14 protein-coding genes are annotated in these 20,331 nt (G+C 70.7%); 5 read left to right on the top strand and 9 right to left on the bottom strand.

Features of this window, described 5'->3' with window-relative positions:
• The first annotated feature begins 1 nt into the window (after position 1).
• The 3 genes from EYA84_RS08955 to EYA84_RS08965 all read left to right on the top strand — a co-directional run bounded on the left by EYA84_RS08955 (position 2) and on the right by EYA84_RS08965 (position 5,566).
• Positions 2–2,389: a glycoside hydrolase 43 family protein gene (locus tag EYA84_RS08955; protein WP_131052572.1), complete on the top strand. Its 2,388-nt coding sequence runs from the start codon at positions 2–4 to the stop codon at positions 2,387–2,389.
• A 95-nt stretch (positions 2,390–2,484) separates the two neighbouring features.
• Positions 2,485–4,890, top strand: coding sequence for a family 43 glycosylhydrolase (locus EYA84_RS08960; protein WP_236145670.1), 2,406 nt, complete (start codon positions 2,485–2,487; stop codon positions 4,888–4,890).
• Between the two features lie 43 nt (positions 4,891–4,933).
• Positions 4,934–5,566: a hypothetical protein gene (locus EYA84_RS08965; RefSeq protein WP_131052573.1), complete on the top strand. Its 633-nt coding sequence runs from the start codon at positions 4,934–4,936 to the stop codon at positions 5,564–5,566.
• A gap of 74 nt (positions 5,567–5,640) precedes the next feature.
• Here the strand turns inward: EYA84_RS08965 and EYA84_RS08970 are convergent, their stop codons facing one another.
• From EYA84_RS08970 to EYA84_RS08985, 4 genes are all read right to left on the bottom strand, one after another.
• Entirely contained in the window at positions 5,641–8,637 is a 2,997-nt protein-coding gene (locus tag EYA84_RS08970) for a glycoside hydrolase N-terminal domain-containing protein (RefSeq protein ID WP_131052574.1), read from the bottom strand.
• 391 nt (positions 8,638–9,028) lie between these two features.
• Positions 9,029–9,616: a hypothetical protein gene (locus EYA84_RS08975; RefSeq protein WP_131052575.1), complete on the bottom strand. Its 588-nt coding sequence runs from the start codon at positions 9,614–9,616 to the stop codon at positions 9,029–9,031.
• Positions 9,617–9,854: 238 nt separating this feature from the next.
• Positions 9,855–10,616, bottom strand: a complete 762-nt coding sequence (locus tag EYA84_RS08980) for an SDR family oxidoreductase (RefSeq protein ID WP_131052576.1) — start codon at positions 10,614–10,616, stop codon at positions 9,855–9,857.
• On the bottom strand, positions 10,613–11,638 hold the full coding sequence (locus EYA84_RS08985) for a zinc-binding dehydrogenase (protein WP_131052577.1): 1,026 nt from the start codon (positions 11,636–11,638) through the stop codon (positions 10,613–10,615). The genes EYA84_RS08980 and EYA84_RS08985 overlap by 4 nt, the downstream gene beginning before the upstream one ends.
• 224 nt (positions 11,639–11,862) lie before the next feature.
• Here EYA84_RS08985 and EYA84_RS08990 point away from each other — a divergent pair, with 224 nt between their 5' ends.
• Positions 11,863–12,558 carry a FadR/GntR family transcriptional regulator gene (locus EYA84_RS08990; RefSeq protein WP_131052578.1) on the top strand — a complete coding sequence of 232 codons (696 nt, stop codon included), beginning with the start codon at positions 11,863–11,865 and terminating at the stop codon, positions 12,556–12,558.
• Between the two features lie 17 nt (positions 12,559–12,575).
• On the opposite strand, the gene EYA84_RS08995 is transcribed toward EYA84_RS08990, so the two are convergent.
• The 5 genes from EYA84_RS08995 to EYA84_RS09015 form a co-directional block, all read right to left on the bottom strand.
• Positions 12,576–13,451 (bottom strand): amidohydrolase, encoded by an 876-nt coding sequence (locus tag EYA84_RS08995; protein WP_131052579.1) that lies wholly within the window; start codon positions 13,449–13,451, stop codon positions 12,576–12,578.
• Positions 13,448–14,770 carry an enolase C-terminal domain-like protein gene (locus EYA84_RS09000; protein WP_236145671.1) on the bottom strand — a complete coding sequence of 441 codons (1,323 nt, stop codon included), beginning with the start codon at positions 14,768–14,770 and terminating at the stop codon, positions 13,448–13,450. Before EYA84_RS09000 ends, EYA84_RS08995 begins: the two co-directional genes overlap by 4 nt.
• Before the next feature lie 74 nt (positions 14,771–14,844).
• Entirely contained in the window at positions 14,845–15,882 is a 1,038-nt protein-coding gene (locus EYA84_RS09005; RefSeq protein WP_131052581.1) for an ABC transporter permease, read from the bottom strand.
• Entirely contained in the window at positions 15,875–17,416 is a 1,542-nt protein-coding gene (locus tag EYA84_RS09010) for a sugar ABC transporter ATP-binding protein (RefSeq protein ID WP_131052582.1), read from the bottom strand. The genes EYA84_RS09005 and EYA84_RS09010 overlap by 8 nt, the downstream gene beginning before the upstream one ends.
• Entirely contained in the window at positions 17,413–18,474 is a 1,062-nt protein-coding gene (locus EYA84_RS09015) for a sugar ABC transporter substrate-binding protein (RefSeq protein ID WP_131052583.1), read from the bottom strand. The genes EYA84_RS09010 and EYA84_RS09015 overlap by 4 nt, the downstream gene beginning before the upstream one ends.
• Before the next feature lie 897 nt (positions 18,475–19,371).
• Between EYA84_RS09015 and EYA84_RS09020 the strand changes: the two genes are divergently transcribed.
• A partial coding sequence (locus EYA84_RS09020) for a PHB depolymerase family esterase (protein WP_131052584.1) occupies positions 19,372–20,331 on the top strand: 960 nt, incomplete at its 3' end.

Consider the following 20,331-nt stretch of genomic DNA (forward strand, 5'->3'; position numbering starts at 1 on the left):
GATGAGCGCTAGTCTCGGGGGCTCGGAGATGTGGATAAGAGACACGGTCACCACCGGCGGCACCGCGCAGGCCGCCGAGCCCTGGTCGCCCCGATCGTCGTACACCTCGACCGACCGGGGTGACGGCACCTACACCGTGCCACTGCTCCGGGCAGACGTGCCGGACATCGGCGTCGAACGGGTGCCGGCCGCGGAGAACGCCGAGGGCCGGGACATCTACTACATGATCAGCACCACCATGCACCTGAGCCCGGGTGCGCCGATCATGAAGTCGTACGACCTGGTGAACTGGGAGATCGTCAACTACGTCTTCGACCGGGCGAGCATCGGCGACTCGTTCTCGCTGCGCAACGGCCAGAACTCGTACGGCCAGGGCCAGTGGGCGTCGTCTCTGCGCTACCACGACGGCATGTTCTACGTCGCCTTCAACACCAACAACCTCGGCGGCGCCTACATCTATCGCACCGACGACATCGAGAACGGCGCGTGGCAGCGCACGGCCCTCGGTCGCGGCCTGCACGACCCGTCCCTCTTCTTCGACCACGACGGTACGGCGTACATCTTCTACGGCAACGGAAACATCAGCGCGGTGCGGCTCAACTCCGCACTGACCGCCGTCGTGCAGGACTACCCGAACGTCTTCACCGCCAACGACTACGCCGGCCGGCCCTTCATCGGCGGACTCTTCGAGGGCGCCCAGTTCTACCACATCAACGGCTACTACTACGCCGTCATCATCACCTGGCCCTCCGGCCAGGGACGTCAGGTCGTCATGCTCCGTTCGCCGGAGCTGCTCGGGCGCCACACCTCCGAGGGCGGGGTCAACACCTACGAGGCGCGCGGCGTGCTCAACTCCAACGGCTTCGCGCAGGGCAGCCTCGTGCCGATCGCCCGAGAGGGTGGTCAGACCGACTGGCACGGCATGTTCTTCCGGGACACCTTCCCGATCGGCCGCATCCCGGCGCTCATCCCCGCGACCTGGTCCGAGGACGGCTGGCCGACCTTCGGCACCAACGGTGTGGTGCCGGTGGAGGGCGCGTTCGCCAAGCCGATCGCGCTCAGCCCGGAGCAGGAGCGGTTCGAGCGGCAGAAGTCCATCGTGGTCTCGGACGACTTCGCCAACGACGCACCGCACAGGGCGTACATGGACGAGGAGTGGACCGCCCCGACGCCGGAGATCGAGGAGGAGATCAGGCCCAACGGATCGCGGCTGGACATGGCCTGGGAGTGGAACCACGCGCCGGACAACCGCCACTGGTCGCTGACCGACCGGGCGGGCTGGCTGCGGCTGACCACCGGCAAGGTGGTCACCGGCGGCTACGTCTACACCAAGCTCTCCAACCGCGCCGAGCTGGCCTGGTTCGAGGAGGCCCGCAACACGCTGTCGCAGCGGACCTTCGGGCCCCGACAGTCCGTCGAGACCAGGATGGACATCTCCCGGATGACCGACGGCGACGTCGCGGGTCTGGCCGCCTACAACCGGGGCTTCTCGTACGTGGCGGTCAAGCGTGCCGGTGGGGTGAACACGCTCGGCGTGGTCAACCGGGGGCAGCCCTTCGCCGTCGACCTCGACCAGGCGACGCTGGAGAACTTCCTGCCCGGCACGACGGTGCCGCTCGGCGACGCGACCGAGGTGCACGTGAAGGCGGACCTCGACTTCGCCTCGCCCACCGGGCAGCTCTGGACCACGTTCCACTACAGCCTGGACGGGGTGACCTGGACGCAGATGGGCAACCGGGTGGGTCCGCAGACGCTGGACGGCAGTCTGGCCCACTTCATGGGGCACCGGGTCGGCCTGTTCAACTACGCCACCCAGCAGACCGGTGGTCAGGTCGACTTCGACCACTACCTGCTCAGCGACACGCTCACCGCGCAGAACCGGCCGTTGGACACCGGCGCGCTGGACGCGGCCATCGCGTACGCGGCCACGCTCGACGAGTCGGCGTACCCGGCCGACGCCTGGGCCGCCATGCGTGCCACGCTCGCCGCCGCCACGACGGCCCGGGCCGGCACGTTCGGCACCCAGAACCAGATCGACGCGCCGGAACGGGCGCTGAGCTACCAGTTGGCCCGGCTCGGGGTGCTGCGCAGTGCCACACTCCCGGTCACGGTGACCGCCCAGACGCGGTGCGTCGGCGGTAAGGCGTACGTGGCGGTGCAGGCCCGCAACGACCACGACGCTCCGGTGGACGTGGTGCTGGAGAGCGCGTACGGCCGGCGATCGGTTCCGGACGTGGCACCGGGTGCCCATGCGTTCCAGCAGTTCGCCGCCCGCGGCGCCGCCGCCCCGGCGGGTACGGCGACCGTCCGGGTGACCGGGACGGTCGACGGCAGGGACGTGACCACCGTCCGCACCGCGGCGTACCCGGCCACCACCTGCGGCGGCTGATCCCCACCCATCCGATCTGCCCCGGAGCCGGTTCCACGCCGGTTCCGGGGTGCCGATGAACTCCCCTGCCCGTTCCACTTCAAGGAGGACATCTCGTGACACCGCGTCCACGAACGGGGGCCCGCCGACGGGTCGCCGCCATCGCGACGGCCGGCGTGATGCTCGCCGGATTCGTCGCGGCGGCACCGGTCCAGGCCGCCGACACGAATCTCGTCGTCAACGGCGGGTTCGAGAACGGCCTGGCGAACTGGTTCGTCAACAACGGCAACGCCACCGACAGCGCGACCCTCTCCCTCACCACCGACGCCTACTCCGGGTCGAGCGCGGTGCGGGTCACCAACCGGACGACCACCGGGTCCGGTCCGATGCAGGACCTCTCCGGCAAGGTCCAGGCCGGGCAGACGTACACGTTGAGCGCCCGACTCAAGTACGAGAACGCGGCCTCGCCCGCGACGAAGCAGTTCTTCGCCACCATGCACTACGGCGGCTCCACCTACACCAACCTGGTGAGCGTGACGGCGACCCGGGGACAGTGGGCGCACGTCAACGGGCAGTTCACCATCCCGGCGAGCCAGGGCGTCGGCACCGCGCGCCTGTTCTTCGAGACCCCGTGGACGAGTGACCCGGGCGCCGATGCGAACCTGCACCTCATGGACTTCACGCTCGACGACGTATCGGTGGTCGGCGCCGCGCCGCCGCCGCCCGCGTCCAAGACCATCGAGGTGGTCGGCAAGCTGCCCGGTGAGCACAACCCGTTGATCGGCCACAAGTTCGGCGCCGACGGGTACGGCTTCGTCCACGACGGCCGGGTCTACATGTACATGACCAACGACACCCAGGGGTACGCCCCGAACCCGACCACCGGTGTCTCGCCGGGCATCAACTACGGCGACATCAACCAGATCACGGTGATCTCCACGACCGACATGGTCAACTGGACGGACCACGGTGAGATCCAGGTCGCCGGGCCGAACGGCGTGGCACCGTTCACGAACAACTCGTGGGCGCCGGGCATGGCCAAGAAGATCGTCGACGGGCAGGAGAAGTTCTTCCTGTACTACGCCAACGGCGGCGGCTCCAGCAACGTGATCACCGGTGCGTCGCCGGTGGGCCCGTGGACCAGCGAGCGCACCAGCACGCTGATCGACGGCCGCACCCCGGGTGCCGAGGCGGTCGCCTGGAAGTTCGACCCGGCGCCGTTCGTGGACGACGACGGCGAGGCGTACCTCTACTTCGGCGGCGGTCCGGCGGCGACCAGCATGCCGGCGGCCGAGCGGTTCAACAACCCGAAGAACCTGCGGTCGATCAAGCTCGGTGACGACATGGTGTCGACCGAGGGCACGGCGGCGGTCGTGGACGCCCCGGTGGCCTTCGAGGCGGCCCAGGTGTTCAAGCGCGACGGCAAGTACTACCTGTCGTACTCGTCGCACTTCGGCGGCAACGACTTCGGTGGCAACCAGACGCCGCTGCCCGGGTACCCCGGCGGCGGTCAGATCGGCTACATGATCTCCGACGACCCGATGGTCTGGCCGAAGGAGACCTACGCGGGCGTGCTGTTCCCGAACCAGTCGCAGTTCTTCGGCACCGGCACCGGCGGCAACAACCACCAGTCCGCCTTCGAGTACGAGGGCAAGTACTACTTCACGTACCACGGCCCGACGCTGAACAAGCGCATCAACGGCAACACCACCCAGGGCTACCGCAGCCCGCACATCCAGGAACTCAGCTTCAACGAGGACGGCACCATCCGGCAGGTGGTGGGCGACTACGCCGGTGTCGACCAGGTCCGGAACTTCGACCCGTACCGGGTGTTCGAGGCGGAGACCTTCGGCTGGAGCAAGGGCATCGCGACCGTGAAGATCGACGGCGGGTCCGCCCAGTTCGGCGACGAGGCACCCAACCTGGTCGTCCGTGACATCGACAACGGCGACTGGACCGCGCTCTCCTCGGTCGACTTCGGGGCCGGGGCCAGGAGCCTGACCGCCAAGGTCCGGCCGCTGGTGGCCGGCGGATCGATCCAACTGCGGCTCGGTGACGTGACCGCCCCGGTGGTGGCGACCATCCCGGTCGACGGGCCGATCGGCGAGTGGACGGAGCTCAGCACCGAGCTCGACGGCGTGGCCGGCGTGCACGACGTGTACTTCACCTACGCCGGACCGGCGGGTGGCGACCTGTTCGAGATCGACACCTGGGCGTTCGAGGCGGCCACCGCCGACCTGCCGGTGACGGTCAGCGCGCAGACGCGGTGTGTCGGCGGTAAGGCGTACGTGGCGGTGCAGGCGCGCAACGACCACGACGCTGCGGTGGACGTGGTGCTGGAGAGCGCGTACGGGCAGCGGTCGGTGTCGGCCGTGGCGCCGGGCGCGAGCGCGTTCCAGCAGTTCAACAGCCGGACGGCGGCGACGCAGGCAGGCACGGCGACCGTCCGGGTGACCGGGTCGATCGACGGCAGGGACGTGACGACGGTACGCACCGTCGAGCACCCCGCTGCCACCTGCTGATCATCCCTACCCACTGTCGATCACGAGTGACGCGGAGATGCAGATGAGAACGGACAATCGCAGGCGGCTGTTGGCGGCGGGTGCCGCCGGGGCCCTGCTGGTCGGGTCGGTGATGGCGGCTGCGCCCGCCTCGGCCGATCCGGGTGACAGCGGTGACGTGACGGTCACCGTGGAGATCGAGGAGTTGGTGGAGCCGGGTGTCCTCGCCATGTCGATCGCGGGTGACTCGGTGGCGTTGACCGAGGACGGGTCGACGTTGCTGGTGCGGCAGTTCGTGGGTGGTCTGCCGACGGTGACGGTGACCGACACCCGGACCGCCGACGAGGTGCCCTCGGGTGCGGCGTGGGCGGTGCTCGGTAGTGCCACCGACTTCACCGGAGCCGACGGTCAGGAGCCGATCGGTGCCGGGCACCTGGGCTGGAAGCCGCGCCTGGTCGACGGTGGCGACACCGGTCTGGTCAGCGAGGGCGAGGAGGTCGTCACCGTGTTGGACGAGCCGACGCAGCCGGGCAACAACGTGGGTCTGGTCGACCAGGAGTTGCTGGTCTCCACGTTCGACTCGGGCGCGGTCGCCGGTGGGGCGTACTCGGTCGACGCCGACCTGTTCCTGCGCACCCCGGCCGACGTGGCCGCGGGCGAGTACACCTCGACGCTGACCCTGTCCCTCTTCGAGTGATCCGCTGAGGGCGGGGCCGCCGGTCCACGGCGACCCCGCCCTCGTTCCCCGTCGCGCCGCCCCGGACCGGCGCGTCAGGCCGCGATGGCGATCGCGAAGATGTGCATGGTGGGCACGTTGGCCGCCGGGCGGGCACTGATGTTGGGCAGCTCGACCCGGACGACCGCCTTGTTCTGCACCGTCACGCCCACGAAGTAGACGCAGGCCGCCGTGTTCTGCCGCTGGTTGCCGGGCCGGTTCTGGTAGGCGCTGACCACGGCCGCGGCGGCCCCGCTGTGCGGCCCGCCGTACCAGTCCGGGGTGCTCAGCGTGAAGGTCTGACGGGTGCCGTCGGCGTACACCACCGTGCCGGTGCCGGACACCGCGCCGTACGTGCCGGTGGCGAGGAAGCCGAGCGTACGACCGGTGCCGGTGACGCTGATCGACTGCCCGGAGGCGATGGCGTTGTCCGCTCCGCCCGCCGCGACGCTGGGCCAGCGGAAGGTCACCCCGTTGCGGCTCAGGGTGGCGCCGGGGGTGACGCCCGCAGCGGCCAGGGCCTGCGCGGAGAGCGAGGCACCGTTGCCGTCGAAGTTGCCGACGCCGGTGTTGGTGTCGTTGGTGGTGCTGACGTTGGTGAAGCTCTGTTCCAGCGTCGGGAGGGCGACGCCCTGCCCGGTGGCCCGGTAGGTGCGACCTGCCTGGACGGTCACCTCGACCAGGTCCGACTCGATCCGCGTGGTCCGCGCGGGCGTCCCGTCGGCGACGTCGACCACCGTGTACGTGGTGGCGAAGAGCCGTCCGCGCAGGCGTACCGTGCCGGCCCGGTCCGGCCGGACGAGGACCTCGCTGGCCTGGCCGTTGGTCCACGCGATGCCGACGGTGTGTCCGCCCCGGCCACGCAGGCCGGATACCCGCCCGTTCGGCCACGCGGTCGGCAGGGCCGGCAGGACGTGCAGTTCACCGGCATGGCTCTGGAGCAGCATCTCGGCGACCCCGGCGGTGGCGCCGAAGTTGCCGTCGATCTGGAACGGCGGGTGCAGGTCGAACATGTTCGGCGCGAGCCGGGCCGGGGTGGCGAGGAAACGGATCAGGTCGTGGGCGCGGTTGCCCTCCTCCATCCGGGCCCAGAAGTTGATCTTCCAGGCGAGTGACCAGCCGGTGCCGTCGTCACCCCGGATCTCCAGGGTGCGCCGGGCCGCCTCGAACAGCTGCGGGGTGCCGCGCCGGGTGATCTGGTTGCTCGGCGCGAGCCCGTACAGGTGCGAGATGTGCCGGTGGTTCCGCTCGGTCTCCACCCAGTCGTAGAGCCACTCCATGATGTTGCCCCGGGAACCGACCCGCGTCGGTGCCAACCGGTCCCGGGTCGCGCGGACCTGGGCCCGGAACGTGGCGTCCACCCCGAGGATCTCGCTGGCCCGGGCGCAGCCGTCGAAGAGGTCCCGCAGGATCTGGTTGTCCATGGTCGGGCCGGCGCACACGCTGGCGTCCGTGTGGTGGCCGATCTCCGGCGAGTTCGACGGGTTGGTGACCAGGTAGCCGAGGGACGGCTCGGTCACCAACGTGTCGAGGAAGAACTGCGCGGCACCCTTCATCGCCGGGTAGTTCGCGCGCAGGAACTCGACGTCGCCGTTGAACAGGTAGTGGTCCCAGATCAGGGTGGCCAGCCACGCACCGCCGGTCTGCCACATGCCCCAGAACGCGCCGTCCACCACCGAGGTGGCCCGCCAGGCGTCGGTGTTGTGGTGGGTGACCCAACCGCCCGCGCCGTACTGCACCTGCGCGGTGCGGGCACCGCTGACCGCCAGGTCGCGGACCATGTCGAAGACCGGTGCGTGGCACTCCGCCAGGTTCGTGGTGTTGGCCGGCCAGTAGTTCATCGGCAGGTTGGCGTTGATCGTGTACTTCGAGTCCCACGCCGGGGTCAGCGAGTCGTTCCAGATGCCCTGGAGGTTTGCCGGCTGGGTGCCCGGCCGGGAGGACGAGATCAGCAGGTACCGGCCGAACTGGAACAGCAGCGCGGAGAACTGCGGGTCGTTGACGCTGTTGTGCTGCGCGATCCGCACGTCGGTCGGCTGGTCGGCGGCGGCGGTCCGGCCGAGGTCGAGACTGACCCGGCCGAACAGCGCCTGGTAGTCGGCCACGTGCCGGCTGCGGAGCTGGTCGTAACTGCTGGCCCGGGCGGCGGTCAGGTGACGCCGCGCGATGCCCTGGTAGTCCCCGCCGACGTTGCGGTAGGTGACGTAGCTGGATCCGATCGAGATCAACAGGGTCACGCTGGTGGCGTTGGTGACCCGCAGCGTGCCGCCGGAACTCGTCACCGTGCCGCCGCTGACGGTCGCGTTGGCCAGGGCGTGGAACCGCACCGCGCCGGTGACGCCCTCCTGGTTGCCGGAGACCCCGTCGAGGGCGATCGTGGTGCCGTCAGGGCTGGACAGCGTGGTCCGCTGCGGGCTGTCGAAGGTGGCGGTAAAGGAGATCGACCCGCTCCGGTCGGCGGTCAGGCGCATCGCGATGACCTGGTCCGGCGCGCTGGCGAACACCTCGCGCTGGTAGCGGACGCCGTTCATCAGGTAGCTGACCGAGCTGGTCGCGGTGGTCAGGTCGAGCTGCCGCTCGTACTGCGACGCCCCGCCCGAGGTGGGGAACGTCAGCCGCAGGTTGCCGACGAGCTGGTACGCCAACTGCCCGACCGGGTTGCCGAGCATGTTCTGGTTGATCAGGTTCTGCGCCTGCGTCCACTGGTTGGCGAAGACCAACCGCCGGATCTCCGCCAGCGCCCCCGCCCCCCGGGTGTTGCTCGGGTCGTGGGGGCCGCCGGCCCAGACGGTGTCCTCGTTGAGTTGCAGCCGTTCGGCGTCGACGTTGCCGAACACCATGGCGCCGAGCCGACCGTTGCCGATCGGGAGCGCGCGCAGCCAGTCGGTCCCGGCGGACTCGTCGTACCACAGTGCCAGGTCACCGGCGGCGAGCACCTGGGCTGGTGGGGCGGAGTCCGCGCGGGCCAGGGCGGTCCACGGCAGCGGCAGCAGGGCGCCGCTCGCGCCGGCCGCGCCCATCTTGAGAGCCTGCCGTCGGGTCAGGTCTGACATCGATCCTCCAACCGGTGGCCCGAGGAGCCACGCCGGTGCGCGGGAACAGGGTGGAAAGCCGACATGCCGGCGCTGTTCGGTGACGTCGGGCGGGACGTGTCGGGCGAGACCCGAGCGCCACGGAGACAGCCAGACATCTGATGTGTTTCGCGAAGGTTACTCCGGGACGACAAAATAGGCAATGGTCGATGACGATGCCTGACGCCCACGGGCAATTCACTACCGATCACACCGATGTGCAGGCACAACGGAGTGGCCCGCCCCCGTCGCCAGACTTTCTCGCGTGGCCGGGCCGATCAGCGACGACACGGAGGGACACACCGACGAGGGGCTGAATACATCACATGTATCGCCCCGGGGCGGGGTCGGCGGAGTGCGGAGCCCGCCGCGATCAGCGCCGGGCGGCCGTACCACCTCGGGCGGTCGTGCCCGGTCGGGCGTCACCGAGCCGCGCCAGGGCCGCGTCACGGTCCACGGCGGATTCGGTGAGGGCGAGCCGCCGCACGTGGTCGACGACCCGGTCAGGGAACCGGTAGCGGCTGCCGCACCGGACGAGCAGGCGGCGCTCGCGCAACTCCCCCAGACCCCGTCGGACCTGCACGAGGGTCAGGTTGCACAGCGCCGCCGCCGCGTCGGCGTCGAAGTCCGGGCCGGGATGCAGGCCGAGGTAGCGGACCAACCGCTGCCCACGAGCGGGCAGATCGCGGTAGGCCAGGTCGAAGGCGGCGAGCAGGGCTGCCGCCGGGTCGACGCCGACCGACTCGTCCGCCAGGTCGAAGGGAGAGGTGGCGGCCTCTCCGGTCCGCTGGTCGACGACCGGCTCCGCGCCGCCGACCTCGTCGATCATGGTGCTCAACAGACGTTCCATCCGGTCGGCGCGGTCCACCACCACGGCGGTGTCGGACGGTCGGACCGGACTTGCCGACGGGCGCCGGTCGGTGCGGACGCCCATGGACGCGGCGGTGGCAGGTACGCGCATGACAGCCCCCCTTCCTCGTCAGACATCAGGTGGCGTGGCGGCGGACGTCCGTCCCGCACGCGAACCTGGCCCGCCGGGGCGTCGCGGTGACCGGCTCGGCCGGCCGGGACGGTGGACGCCGAGCACCCGGGTGAGCACGTCGCGAGTGAGGGGAAGCCTGCACTCTTGCTGACGAAAAGTAGTCTGTGAGCGATAACATAGCAAGGAGTAGATGTTCTTGCGATGAGGTGGACGCACCTCATCGGGCCAGCCAACCTCCGTCGACCGGGATGACGGCGCCGTGCACGTAGGCGGCCGCGTCGGAGGCGAGGAAGACGGTGACTCCGGCGAGGTCGTCGGGGCGCCCCCACCGCCCGGCCGGGATCCGTTCCAGGATCGCCCGGTTGCGCTCCGGCTGGTCCCGCAGTGCCCGGGTGTTGTCCGTGCCGATGTAGCCCGGCGCGATCGCGTTGACGTTGACCCCGTGCGGCGCCCACTCGTTGGCCAACGCGCGGGTCAGACCGGCGATCCCCGACTTCGCGGCGGCGTATCCGGGCACCGTCACGCCGCCCTGGAAGCTCAGCATCGACGCGGTGAAGATGATCTTCCCGCTGCCCCGCCGGACCATCTCCCGGCCCAGCTCCCGGGCGAGGACGAACGGCGCGGACAGGTCGACTTCGAGCACGTGGTCCCAGTCGGCGTCGGAGTGCTCTGCGGCGGGCGCGCGACGGATCGTGCCGGCGTTGTTGACCAGGATGTCGACGGGCCGGTCGGCCCCGACGAGCCAGTCGCCGAGCGCGCGGACGGCGGCGCGGTCGGACAGGTCCGCCCGGTACGGCACGAACCCGCGCCCGTGCGCCGCCACCCGGTCGGCCACCTCGCTACCGGTCTCCTCCAGCGCCGCGCTCACCCCGATCACGTCGGCTCCGGCAGCCGCCAGGGCCTCCGCCATCGCCAGTCCGATGCCGCGTCGGCACCCGGTCACCACGGCCAACCGGCCGCTCAGGTCGAACAGGTTCACGTGTCTCCTCCACAGTCGACGAGCACCTTCACGTCACCACCGGCGGCGAGCGCCTCGAAGGCCCGCGACACGTCGGCCAACGGCACGATCCGGGAGACGAGCCGGTCGGCGGGCACCTGACCGGTGTGCACCAGGCGGACCGCCTCGGCGTAGTCCCCGCGTTCGTAGACCCGTACCCCGATCACCTCCAGCTCGCGCCAGAAGATCCGGTGCAGGTCCACCTCGCGGGGGGTGGGGTGGATGGCGACGACGACGAGCCGTCCCCGGACCGCGAGCAGGTCGGTCGCGGTCCGGACACCGGCCGCCGAGCCGGAGACCTCGAACACCACGTCCGCGCCGGCCTCGGCGGTCGCCTCCCGGACGTACCGCGCGACGTCGACCGTCGCCGGGTCGACGGCGGTGAGACCGAGGTCGGTGGCGAGTTCCCGGCGGCGCGGGTCGAGTTCGAGCACGGTCACCTCGGCACCGGTGGCCCGGGCGACCGTGCCGATGAGCAGACCCACCGGCCCGGCGCCGATGACGACCGCGTGTTCGCCGGCGACGAGCCGGGAGCGGCGCACGTCGTGCACCGCCACCGCGGTCGGCTCGACGAGCGCGGCGTGGACCAGCGACAGGTCCGCTGGCAGCGGCACCAGGAGCCGCGCGGATACGGTCCACGACCGTTGCATCGCGCCGGGCGAGTCGATGCCGACGAAGTCGAGCCGGTGGCAGATGTGCGTGTGTCCGGCACGGCAGGCGGGACACTCACCGCACCAGTCCAGCGGCATCACGGTGACCGGGTCCCCCACCCGGAATCCCTCGACGCCCGCGCCGACCTCGGCCACCCGGCCCGACATCTCGTGCCCGATCACCGCCGGTACGCTCACCCGCTGGTCCATCGCCCCGTGCGCGATGTGCAGGTCCGTGCCACAGATCCCGGTGTACGCGACGTCGAGGCGCACCTGGCCGGGACCGGGCGGCACGACGGGGGTCTCCTCGACGACGAAGGTCTGCTCGCCGACGTACTGTGCGCTGCGGTTCACGCCGCCTCCTCGGGTCTCTCCGGTGGGCTGTTCTTCTCCCGCGAGCCGCTCGGCCGGGCCCGACCGAGTGCACCTGCCAGCGGTGGATCGCTGGGACGCCGAGGGTGCCGTGAGGGCACCAAACGTCCGACGTCTCTATAGTGGTGAGGGCTGCCGGTGTCTGCCACAGGCGGTGGCGGACCCATGTCGACGCCCCAGCGCGGGCCGGTCCGAAGGGGGCGTGGATGGCACTCACCGACGACGCGATCGCCAGGATCCGCAGCATGATCCAGAGCGGGGAGCTGCCGCCGGGCGCACGGCTGCCACCGGAGCCGCAACTGGCCGCGCAGATGGGGCTGTCCCGCAGCGGGGTCCGGGAGGCGGTGAAGGTGCTCGAATCGGCGCGGGTGCTCGACGTGCGTCGCGGCGACGGCACGTACGTCACCAGCCTCGCCCCGCGCCTGCTGCTGGAGGGCCTCGGCGTCGCGGTGGAACTGCTGCGCGACGACACGCTGCTGGAGGTGATGGAGGTCCGCCGGATGCTGGAGCCGGTGGCGACCGGCCTGGCGGCGCTGCGGATGACCGACACCGACCTCGACGAGCTCGCCCGGATCCTGGAGGACATGCGGGCCGCCGCCGACGACGCCGAGAAGCTGATCCAGTTCGACACCGCCTTCCACCACACGGTCATCGCGACGACCGGGAACGAGACCCTCACGTCGCTGCTGGCCGGGCTCTCCAGCCGGACGCTGCGGGCGCGGGTGTGGCGCGGGCTGATCGAGGGCAACGCGGCACACAAGACGATCGACGAGCACCACGCGATCTATCTCGCGCTGCGGTCGCGTGATCAACTGCTCGCCCAGGCCAGCGCCCTGATGCACGTCAACACCTCGGAGGCGTGGCTGCGTACGGTGCTCGCCGCCAAGGCGGCGGACGCGTGATGCCCGCACGACGGGGTTCACCCGGCCGCCCCGTCGGGCTGGGACCGCCGGGGCAGTCCGTAGGTCCGCAGGGCGGTGCCGGCGAAGACGTCCTGCCGTTCCCGGGCCGACAGCGGCGGTAACGCGGCCTCCAGCGCCCGACGGACACCCGGGTAGTCCGACCTGAGCAGACACACCGGCCAGTCCGAGCCAAACATCAGACGATCCGGGCCGAACTCGTCGATCGCGACCGCGACGAACGGGCTCAGGTCGGCCGGTGACCACTCCGGCCGGGCCTCGGTGACCAGGCCGGACAGCTTGGCGGTGACGTTCGGGTGGTCGGCGAGCGCGGCGAACGGGTCGCGCCAGGCCCGCAGACCCGCCTCTCCCGCGTCGATCCGGGGCTTGCCGAGGTGGTCGAGGACGAACCGGAGCTGCGGTACGGCCCGTGCCGCCCGGGCCGCCGCCGGCAACTGGTCGGCCCGGATCACCAGGTCGAACACGAGCCCGGCATCGGCCACCTCGACGAGGCCGCGCCGCACCTCGGGCCGGTCGAGATAGTCGGGGTCTGCCTCCCCCTGCACCTGCGGGCGTACCCCGACCAGCAGCTCACCGCCGCGCAGCCGACGGTAGCCCGCGACGGTTGCGGAGACGTCGCCGGCCGCGATGTCGAGCCAGGCCACCACGCCGAGGATGGCCGGTGTGTCGGCGGCGTGGCCGAGGAACTCGGCGGCCTCGTCGGGATGACAGCGACCGCCCTCCACCAGCACGGTGCCGTCCACGCCGGTCGCGGTCAGCTCGGTGGTGAGGTCCGCCGGGGTGAACGGTCGACGGATGGCGGCCAGTGCGGGATCGTCCAGCCAGTCGTAGCCGTGGTCCGGCTGCCACAGGTGGTGGTGCGCGTCGATGATCATGCCGGCGCTCCCGCCACGACCGGCGCGGTGGTCCACTCCGGGCCGTCGGGGAACCGGTAGTCGGTCAGTGCGGCGGGGACGATCTCGGCGCTCATGCCCGGCACGCGCGGTGCGAGGTAGCGTCCATGCTGGACGCGGACCGGGTCGGCGAAGTGCTCGTGCAGGTGGTCGACGTACTCGATGGCCCGGTCGTCCGTGGTGCCGCTGAGTGCCACGAAGTCGAACATGGCCAGGTGCTGCACCAGCTCGCACAGCCCAACACCTCCGGCGTGCGGGCAGACCGGCACCCCAAACTTCGCGGCGAGCAGCAGGATCGCCAGGTTCTCGTTGACCCCGGCGACCCGGCAGGCGTCGATCTGCACGACGTCGACCGCGTCGGCCTGGAGGAGCTGCTTGAACATCACCGCGTTGTGCACGTGCTCACCGGTGGCCACCTTGACCGGGGCGAGGGCCTTGCGCACGGCGGCGTGCCCGAGCACGTCGTCCGGGGACGTCGGCTCCTCGATCCAGTACGGTTCGAAAGGCGCCAGCTCCCGCATCCACCCGATGGCCTCGGGCACCCCCCAGATCTGGTTGGCGTCGACCGCGATGCGGACGTCCGGCCCGACCGCGCGGCGGGCGATACCCATCCGGCGTACGTCGTCGGCCAGATCCCCGCCGACCTTGATCTTGATCAGCCGGTACCCGTCGTCGACCGCCTCCCGGCAGAGCCGGGCGAGCTTCTCGTCGTCGTAGCCCAACCAGCCCGGCGTGGTCGTGTAGGCGGGATAGCCCTCGGCCAGCAGGCGCTGCTCCCGGGCGGCGCGCCCGCCCTGCGCGGCCCGTAGCAGGTCCAGCGCCTCGTCCTCGGTGAGCGCCTCGCGCAGGTAGCGGAAGTCGACCTGCGCGACGATCTGTTCCGGGGCGAGGTCGGCGAGCAGCTTCCACAGCGGCTTGCCCGCGCGGCGGGCGGCGAGATCCCACACCGCGTTGACCAGCCCGCCGGCCGCCATGTGCACCACTCCCTTCTCCGGGCCGAGCCACCGGATCTGGCTGTCGCCGACGAGCCGCCGGGCCAGCGCGCCGGGGTCCGCGAGCACCTCGTCGACCGGCTGACCGACCACCATCGAGGCGAGCGACTGCACGGCCGCGACCTGGATCTCGGTGCCGCGCCCCACGGTGAAGACCAGTCCGTGTCCCTCCGCGCCGGCCGATGTCCGCAGGATCAGGTACGCGGCGGAGTAGTCCGGGAACGGGTTCATGGCGTCCGACCCGTCGCGGTGCCGGGACGTGGGGAACCGTACGTCGATGGTTTCTACGGACGAGATGCGCTCACTCACCGAAACTCCTGGGGGTCGAACAGCTGGCCGGGTCGGGCCCGGCTTCGGGTCTGGGGTGCGGCGGACCGCCGGCCTCATGTCTGCGCCTTGCCTCCGGTGATGCGGGAGACCACCAGGGCCACCAGGATGACGGTGCCGTTGAGGAAGTTCGTCCACTGTGCGGGCACCCCGGCCAGGGTCAGCACGTTGATGATCATGAACAGCAGCAGGACACCGGTGAAGGCGCCGAAGACGCTGCCCTTGCCGCCGTTGAGACTCACGCCGCCGATCACCGCCGCCGCGAAGACCTGGAAGATCGCGCCGCTGCCCTGCGCCGCTGGCACCGCCGCCAGCCGACCGCTGATCAACAGGCCGGCGAGCGCGGCGAGGACGCTGGCCACGATGAGGGCGACCCACAACACGCGGTCGGTGCGGATGCCCGCCGCCCGGGCGGCGTCGGCGTTGCCACCGATGGCATAGAGCGCCCGGCCGGCACGGGTGTAGCCGAGAACCACGATGCCGACGGCGACCAGCAGCAGCGACACCCAGATCGACGCCGGCACCCCGGCCCAGGAGGCGGAGCCCAGATAGGTCATCGACTCCGGCAGCGCGAAGAAGGTCTGGCCGCCCGAGATGCCGGTGAGCAGGCCACGCAGGACGATCAGCATGCCCAGCGTGACGATGAAGCCGTTGAGGCCGAAGCGGACGATGAGCAGGCCGTTGAAGGCACCGACGAGCGCGCCGACGAGCAGGACCACCGGCACCGCCCAGGCGTCCGGCACCACGTCGAGCCCGAGACCTCGGGTGAGGGCGGGGTCGATGACCAGCCATGCGGCGATGCCGGGCGCCAGACCGAAGGTGGACTCCAGCGACAGGTCCATCTTGCCGGTGATCAGCACGATGGTCTGGGCGAGCACCACGATGGCGATCTCCGACATGCTCTGCAGCACGTTGATGATGTTGTCGCTGCTGAGGAAGACCGGGTTGACGATCGAGCCGACGACGGCGACCGCGATGATCGCCGGCACCAGCGCCAGGTCGCGTAGCCGGGCGACGGCCAGACTCCGTGAGGCGGACCTGGACGGTGGTGGTGCCGCCGCCGGTGGGGTGGTGGGAGTCAGCGTCTCAGACATGGTGGAGGTCCACCCCTTCCATGGCGGCTACCAGATCGTTGTCGCGCCAGCCGTGTGCCATCTCGCCGACGACCCGGCCCTGGAACATCACCAGCACCCGGTCACAGATCCGCAGGTCGTCGAGTTCGTCGGAGACCACGAGCACGGTGGTCCCGCCCCGACGGACCTCGTCGACGACACCGAGGAGCGTCTGCTTGGACCGCACGTCGACACCGGCGGTGGGGGTGATGAGCACCAGCACCTTGGGCTCGCTGGCCAACGCCCGACCCATCACCACCTTCTGCTGGTTGCCGCCGGACAGGTCGGAGACCGGCACCTGCGGCCCGGACGCCTTGATCGCCAGATCGGCGATGGTGCCACGGGCCAGCGCGTCGCGTCGGGCCGGTGAGATGAGGCCCCGTCGCGCGACCCGGTCCGGCACGGTCATCGTGACGTTCTCCGCTATGGACAGCAGCGGCACCAGCCCCTCCCGGTGCCGGTCCTGCGGCACCAGGCCGACGCCGGCGTCGAGCGCGTCCGGCACGCTGCCCGGACGCAGTGTGCGGCCGTCCACCACGACCGATCCCCCGGCCGCGCGGGCCAGGCCGACGATCGCCTCGGCGACCTCGACCTTGCCGCTGCCACCGCCGCCCGCGATGCCGACCACCTCGCCGGCCCGGGCCTCGAGCGACAGCTCCACACCGGAGGCGGTGGTCAGGTCACGCACCGACAGCAGCACCGGCGCGTCGGCCGCGAGCGGTCGGTGGTCCGCCTCCGGCATCGTCACGTCCTCACCGGTCATCGCGGCGACCAGGTCCGGCCGGCGCAGCTGCGCCACCGGGGCCGTCAGGATGTGCCGCGCGTCGCGGAAGACCGTCACCTGGTCGCAGATCTCGTAGATCTCCTGCAGGTGGTGGCTGATGAACAGGAACGTCACACCCTGGGCCCGCAGGTCCCGGATCCGGGTGAACAGACGGTTGATGCCCGCGCCGTCGAGCTGGGCGGTCGGCTCGTCGAGGATGATGAACCGGGCGCCGAAGGAGAGCGCGCGGGCGATCTCCACGAACTGCCGCTGTTCGACCGAGAGCGACGCGGCGGGCTGGCGTACGTCCACCTCGACCGACCACGTCGCGAGCAGTTCCTCGGCCTGCCGGCGCAGCCTCGACCACTGGATCAGCCCGGCCACGCCCCGGGCGTGGCGGTTGAGGAACAGGTTCTCCGCCACGGTGAGGGTGGGGATGATCGTGGACTTCTGGTAGACGCAGGCCACCTGCCGGCGCCAGGCGTCGCGGTCACCCAACGGTGGAGCGGGCCGGCCGGCGAATGCCACCGCGCCACCGTCGGCGGCCTGGAGTCCGGTGAGGATGCCGACCAGCGTCGACTTGCCGGCGCCGTTGCGCCCGACCAGAGCGTGCGTCTCGCCGGGCCGGACCACGATGCCCGCGTCGAGGAGGGCCACCGTCGACCCGAACCTCTTGGTGATGTTCACCGCCTCGACGACGGGCCGGGTGTCGCCGGCCGGCCCGTCGGCCGAGTGGTGTGGGACGGTGTTCATGCGTTGTTGCCCCACAGGGAGGCGTCGTCGAACTTCAGCGTCGGCTCACCCGCGACCGGTGCGCCGTCCACCGTCACCAGCGGCGCCGGGAGCTGGTCCTCCAGCAGGCCGTCGCGCACCTGGATGATGGTGCTGCCGTGGTCGGTCGGGCCGGGCTGGAACGTCTTGCCGTCCATCGCCGCCTTCACGTACTCCAGCCCGTACTTGGCGTACAGGTCGGCGGGTTGGCTGACGGTGGCGTCGATGAGGCCCTCGCCGATGTTCTTCAGCTCCTCGGGGATGCCGTCGTTGGAGACCACGAAGACGTGCTTCGGGTCGCTCGGCGGCACCTGGAGGCCGCGCTGCTTGAGGATCTGCAGCGTGCCGGACAGGGCGAACGAGGACTGCATGTAGATGCCCTTGACGTCCGGGTCCGAGGCGAACCGGGTCTGCAGCTTCGACGCCGCCACGTCGGCCTTCCAGTCGGTGGCCTCGCCGAAGACGGTGATGGCGGGGAAGTCCTTGCGCATGCACTCGTTGAACGCCTCGGTGCGGTCCCGGCCGTTGATCGAGTCCAGGCCGCCCTGGAGCATCACGACCTTGCCCTTGCCACCGAGCTTGGTGCCGAGGAACTGGCAGGCCTTGATGCCGTAGGCGCGGTTGTCGGCACGGACGACCATGAACACCTTGCCGGTGTCCGGTCGGGTGTCGATCGTGACCACCGGGATGTCCCGGCTCTCCAACTGCGTCAGGGTGGGCGCGATGGCGGCGGTGTCCTGCGGTGCCATCACCACGCCCTTGACCCCTTGGCTCATGAACGCCTGGGTGTTCGAGATGAGGTTGGCGATGTCGTTCTGCGAGTTGGTGGTCTTGATCTCGACGCCCAGCTCGTCGGCGAACTGCGGCACGTACCTGATGTAGGAGTTCCAGAAGTCGGTGTCGGATCGCGGGTAGTCGACGCCGACGAGCTGCGTCGTCCCGCCTGAGCCGGTACCGTCCGCGCCGCACCCGGCGGCGAGCGTGGCCGAGGCACCGAGCAGCACGGTCAGCCCCACGCTCAGCAGAGCTCTACGTTCCATGGTGTGTCCTCCGTATCGGGATGCCGTCGACGGCGGAGCCGCCGCGACCACCCGGGCGCGGCGACGGACGTCCGACGGAGCAGGTGCGATCAGGCGGCGGTGACGTCCACGGGAGACAGCCGCGGTCGTCGCCGCAGGTGTTTCAGGGCGAGCCGGAGGCGATGCCGCCGCGACCGTCCGACATCGGGCCGTCGGCGGCGTTCGTGATCCGCGGACGGGTGGCCGGGGCGAGCCGGGGACGGGACATGGGGATCCCTCCAAAACACGGACGGCGTAGGGGTGGTGTCGCTGGCACGGGCTTAGACATCAGACGTTATTCGTTTCGGGCGCACAGCGTCAACGCCTAGATCGCCCGCCAGGGCCGGTTTTTCGGCAGGAGGCGCGGCGGGCAGGCAACGCGGAGGGTCGCGATACATCACATCAATTCGGCATCACGGCGTACGCTCACCCACGGGCCGCCAGATCGGGCGCGCCGGGCCGATGTTGGCGATCACACCACGGTGATCGATCGATGCCACGTCAGCACATCGACGCCTCTGCGAACGTTAACATCGACGCCCCTCGTGTTGCTAGCGTGTTTCGCGTCGGGTCGCGGCAGGCCCGAGAGGCCCCGCGTCCAGGGATGCCGTCAGCGCCGCCCGAGCAGCGGCCGACTGAAAATATCGATCAATGTCATCTTGTTGCTGGCGCTCTCGGCGCGACTCCATACTTTGGCTTGCGCGCGAGCCGCGAATCGGCACGAAAGTGTCATCGTCACGGCGAGGTGAGCGGATCCCTCCGCAGGGCAGCACCTCCCGCACCGCGACGCCCGGTCCCCGCCCCCCGGTCGATGTCGGCTGACCCCGACGTCCACCGTGCCCGGGTTCCGGCGTCGACCCAACCACCGGAGAGGTGAACATGACCCGAACGAGAGCGGGGCTGCTGGCATCCCTGGCCACCGCGTTACTTCTCGCCGTGGCGGGCGTCGCCCTGTCCCCGTCACCGGCCGTCGCCGCGTCGCTGGTCGAGGTGACCAGCTTCGGCAACAACCCGGGCAACATGCGCATGCACATCTACGCGCCGGACAACCGGCCGGCCAATCCGGCGATCGTGGTCGCCATGCACGGCTGCGGCGGATCCGGCACCGGCTTCTACTCCAGCAGCGAGTTCGCCCGGCTCGCCGACCAGTACGGCTACCTGGTCATCTACCCCACCGCGACCCAACAGGCCGGTTTCGGCAACTGCTTCGACGTGTGGTCGGCCGCCTCGAAGCGCCGCGACGGCGGCAGCGACCCGGTCTCCATCATGTCGATGGTCAGCTACGCCCAGCGGCAGTACGGCGGCGACCCGCAGCGGGTCTACGCCACCGGCAGTTCCTCCGGCGGCATGGCCACCCAGGCCCTGCTCGCCCTCTACCCGGACGTGTTCAAGGCCGGCGCGGCCTTCATGGGCGTGCCGTTCAACTGCTTCGCCAACGCCGCCGACTTCCCGCCGACCAACAGCCAGTGCGTCAACGGCCGGATGGACCGCACCCCGCAGCAGTGGGGCGACGCGGTGCGGCAGGCGTACCCCGGCTACAGCGGTGCGCGTCCCCGCATCCAGCTCTGGCACGGGACCAACGACACGCTCATCCCGTTCCAGCTCCTGCAGGAGGCGGTCGAGCAGTGGACCAACGTCTTCGGGTTGAGCCAGACGCCGACGTCCTCGGACACCCCGCAGGCCAACTGGAACCGGCGGCGGTTCGCCAACTCCTCCGGCACGGTCCAGGTCGAGGCGTACAGCATCCAGGGTGCCGGGCACACCCTGCCGTCGACGGGCATGGCCCGGGCCGCCATCGACTTCTTCGGCCTGACCTCCACCCCCACCACTCCCCCGCCC

Source organism: Verrucosispora sp. SN26_14.1, assembly GCF_004307965.1.
GTDB lineage: Bacteria > Actinomycetota > Actinomycetes > Mycobacteriales > Micromonosporaceae > Micromonospora.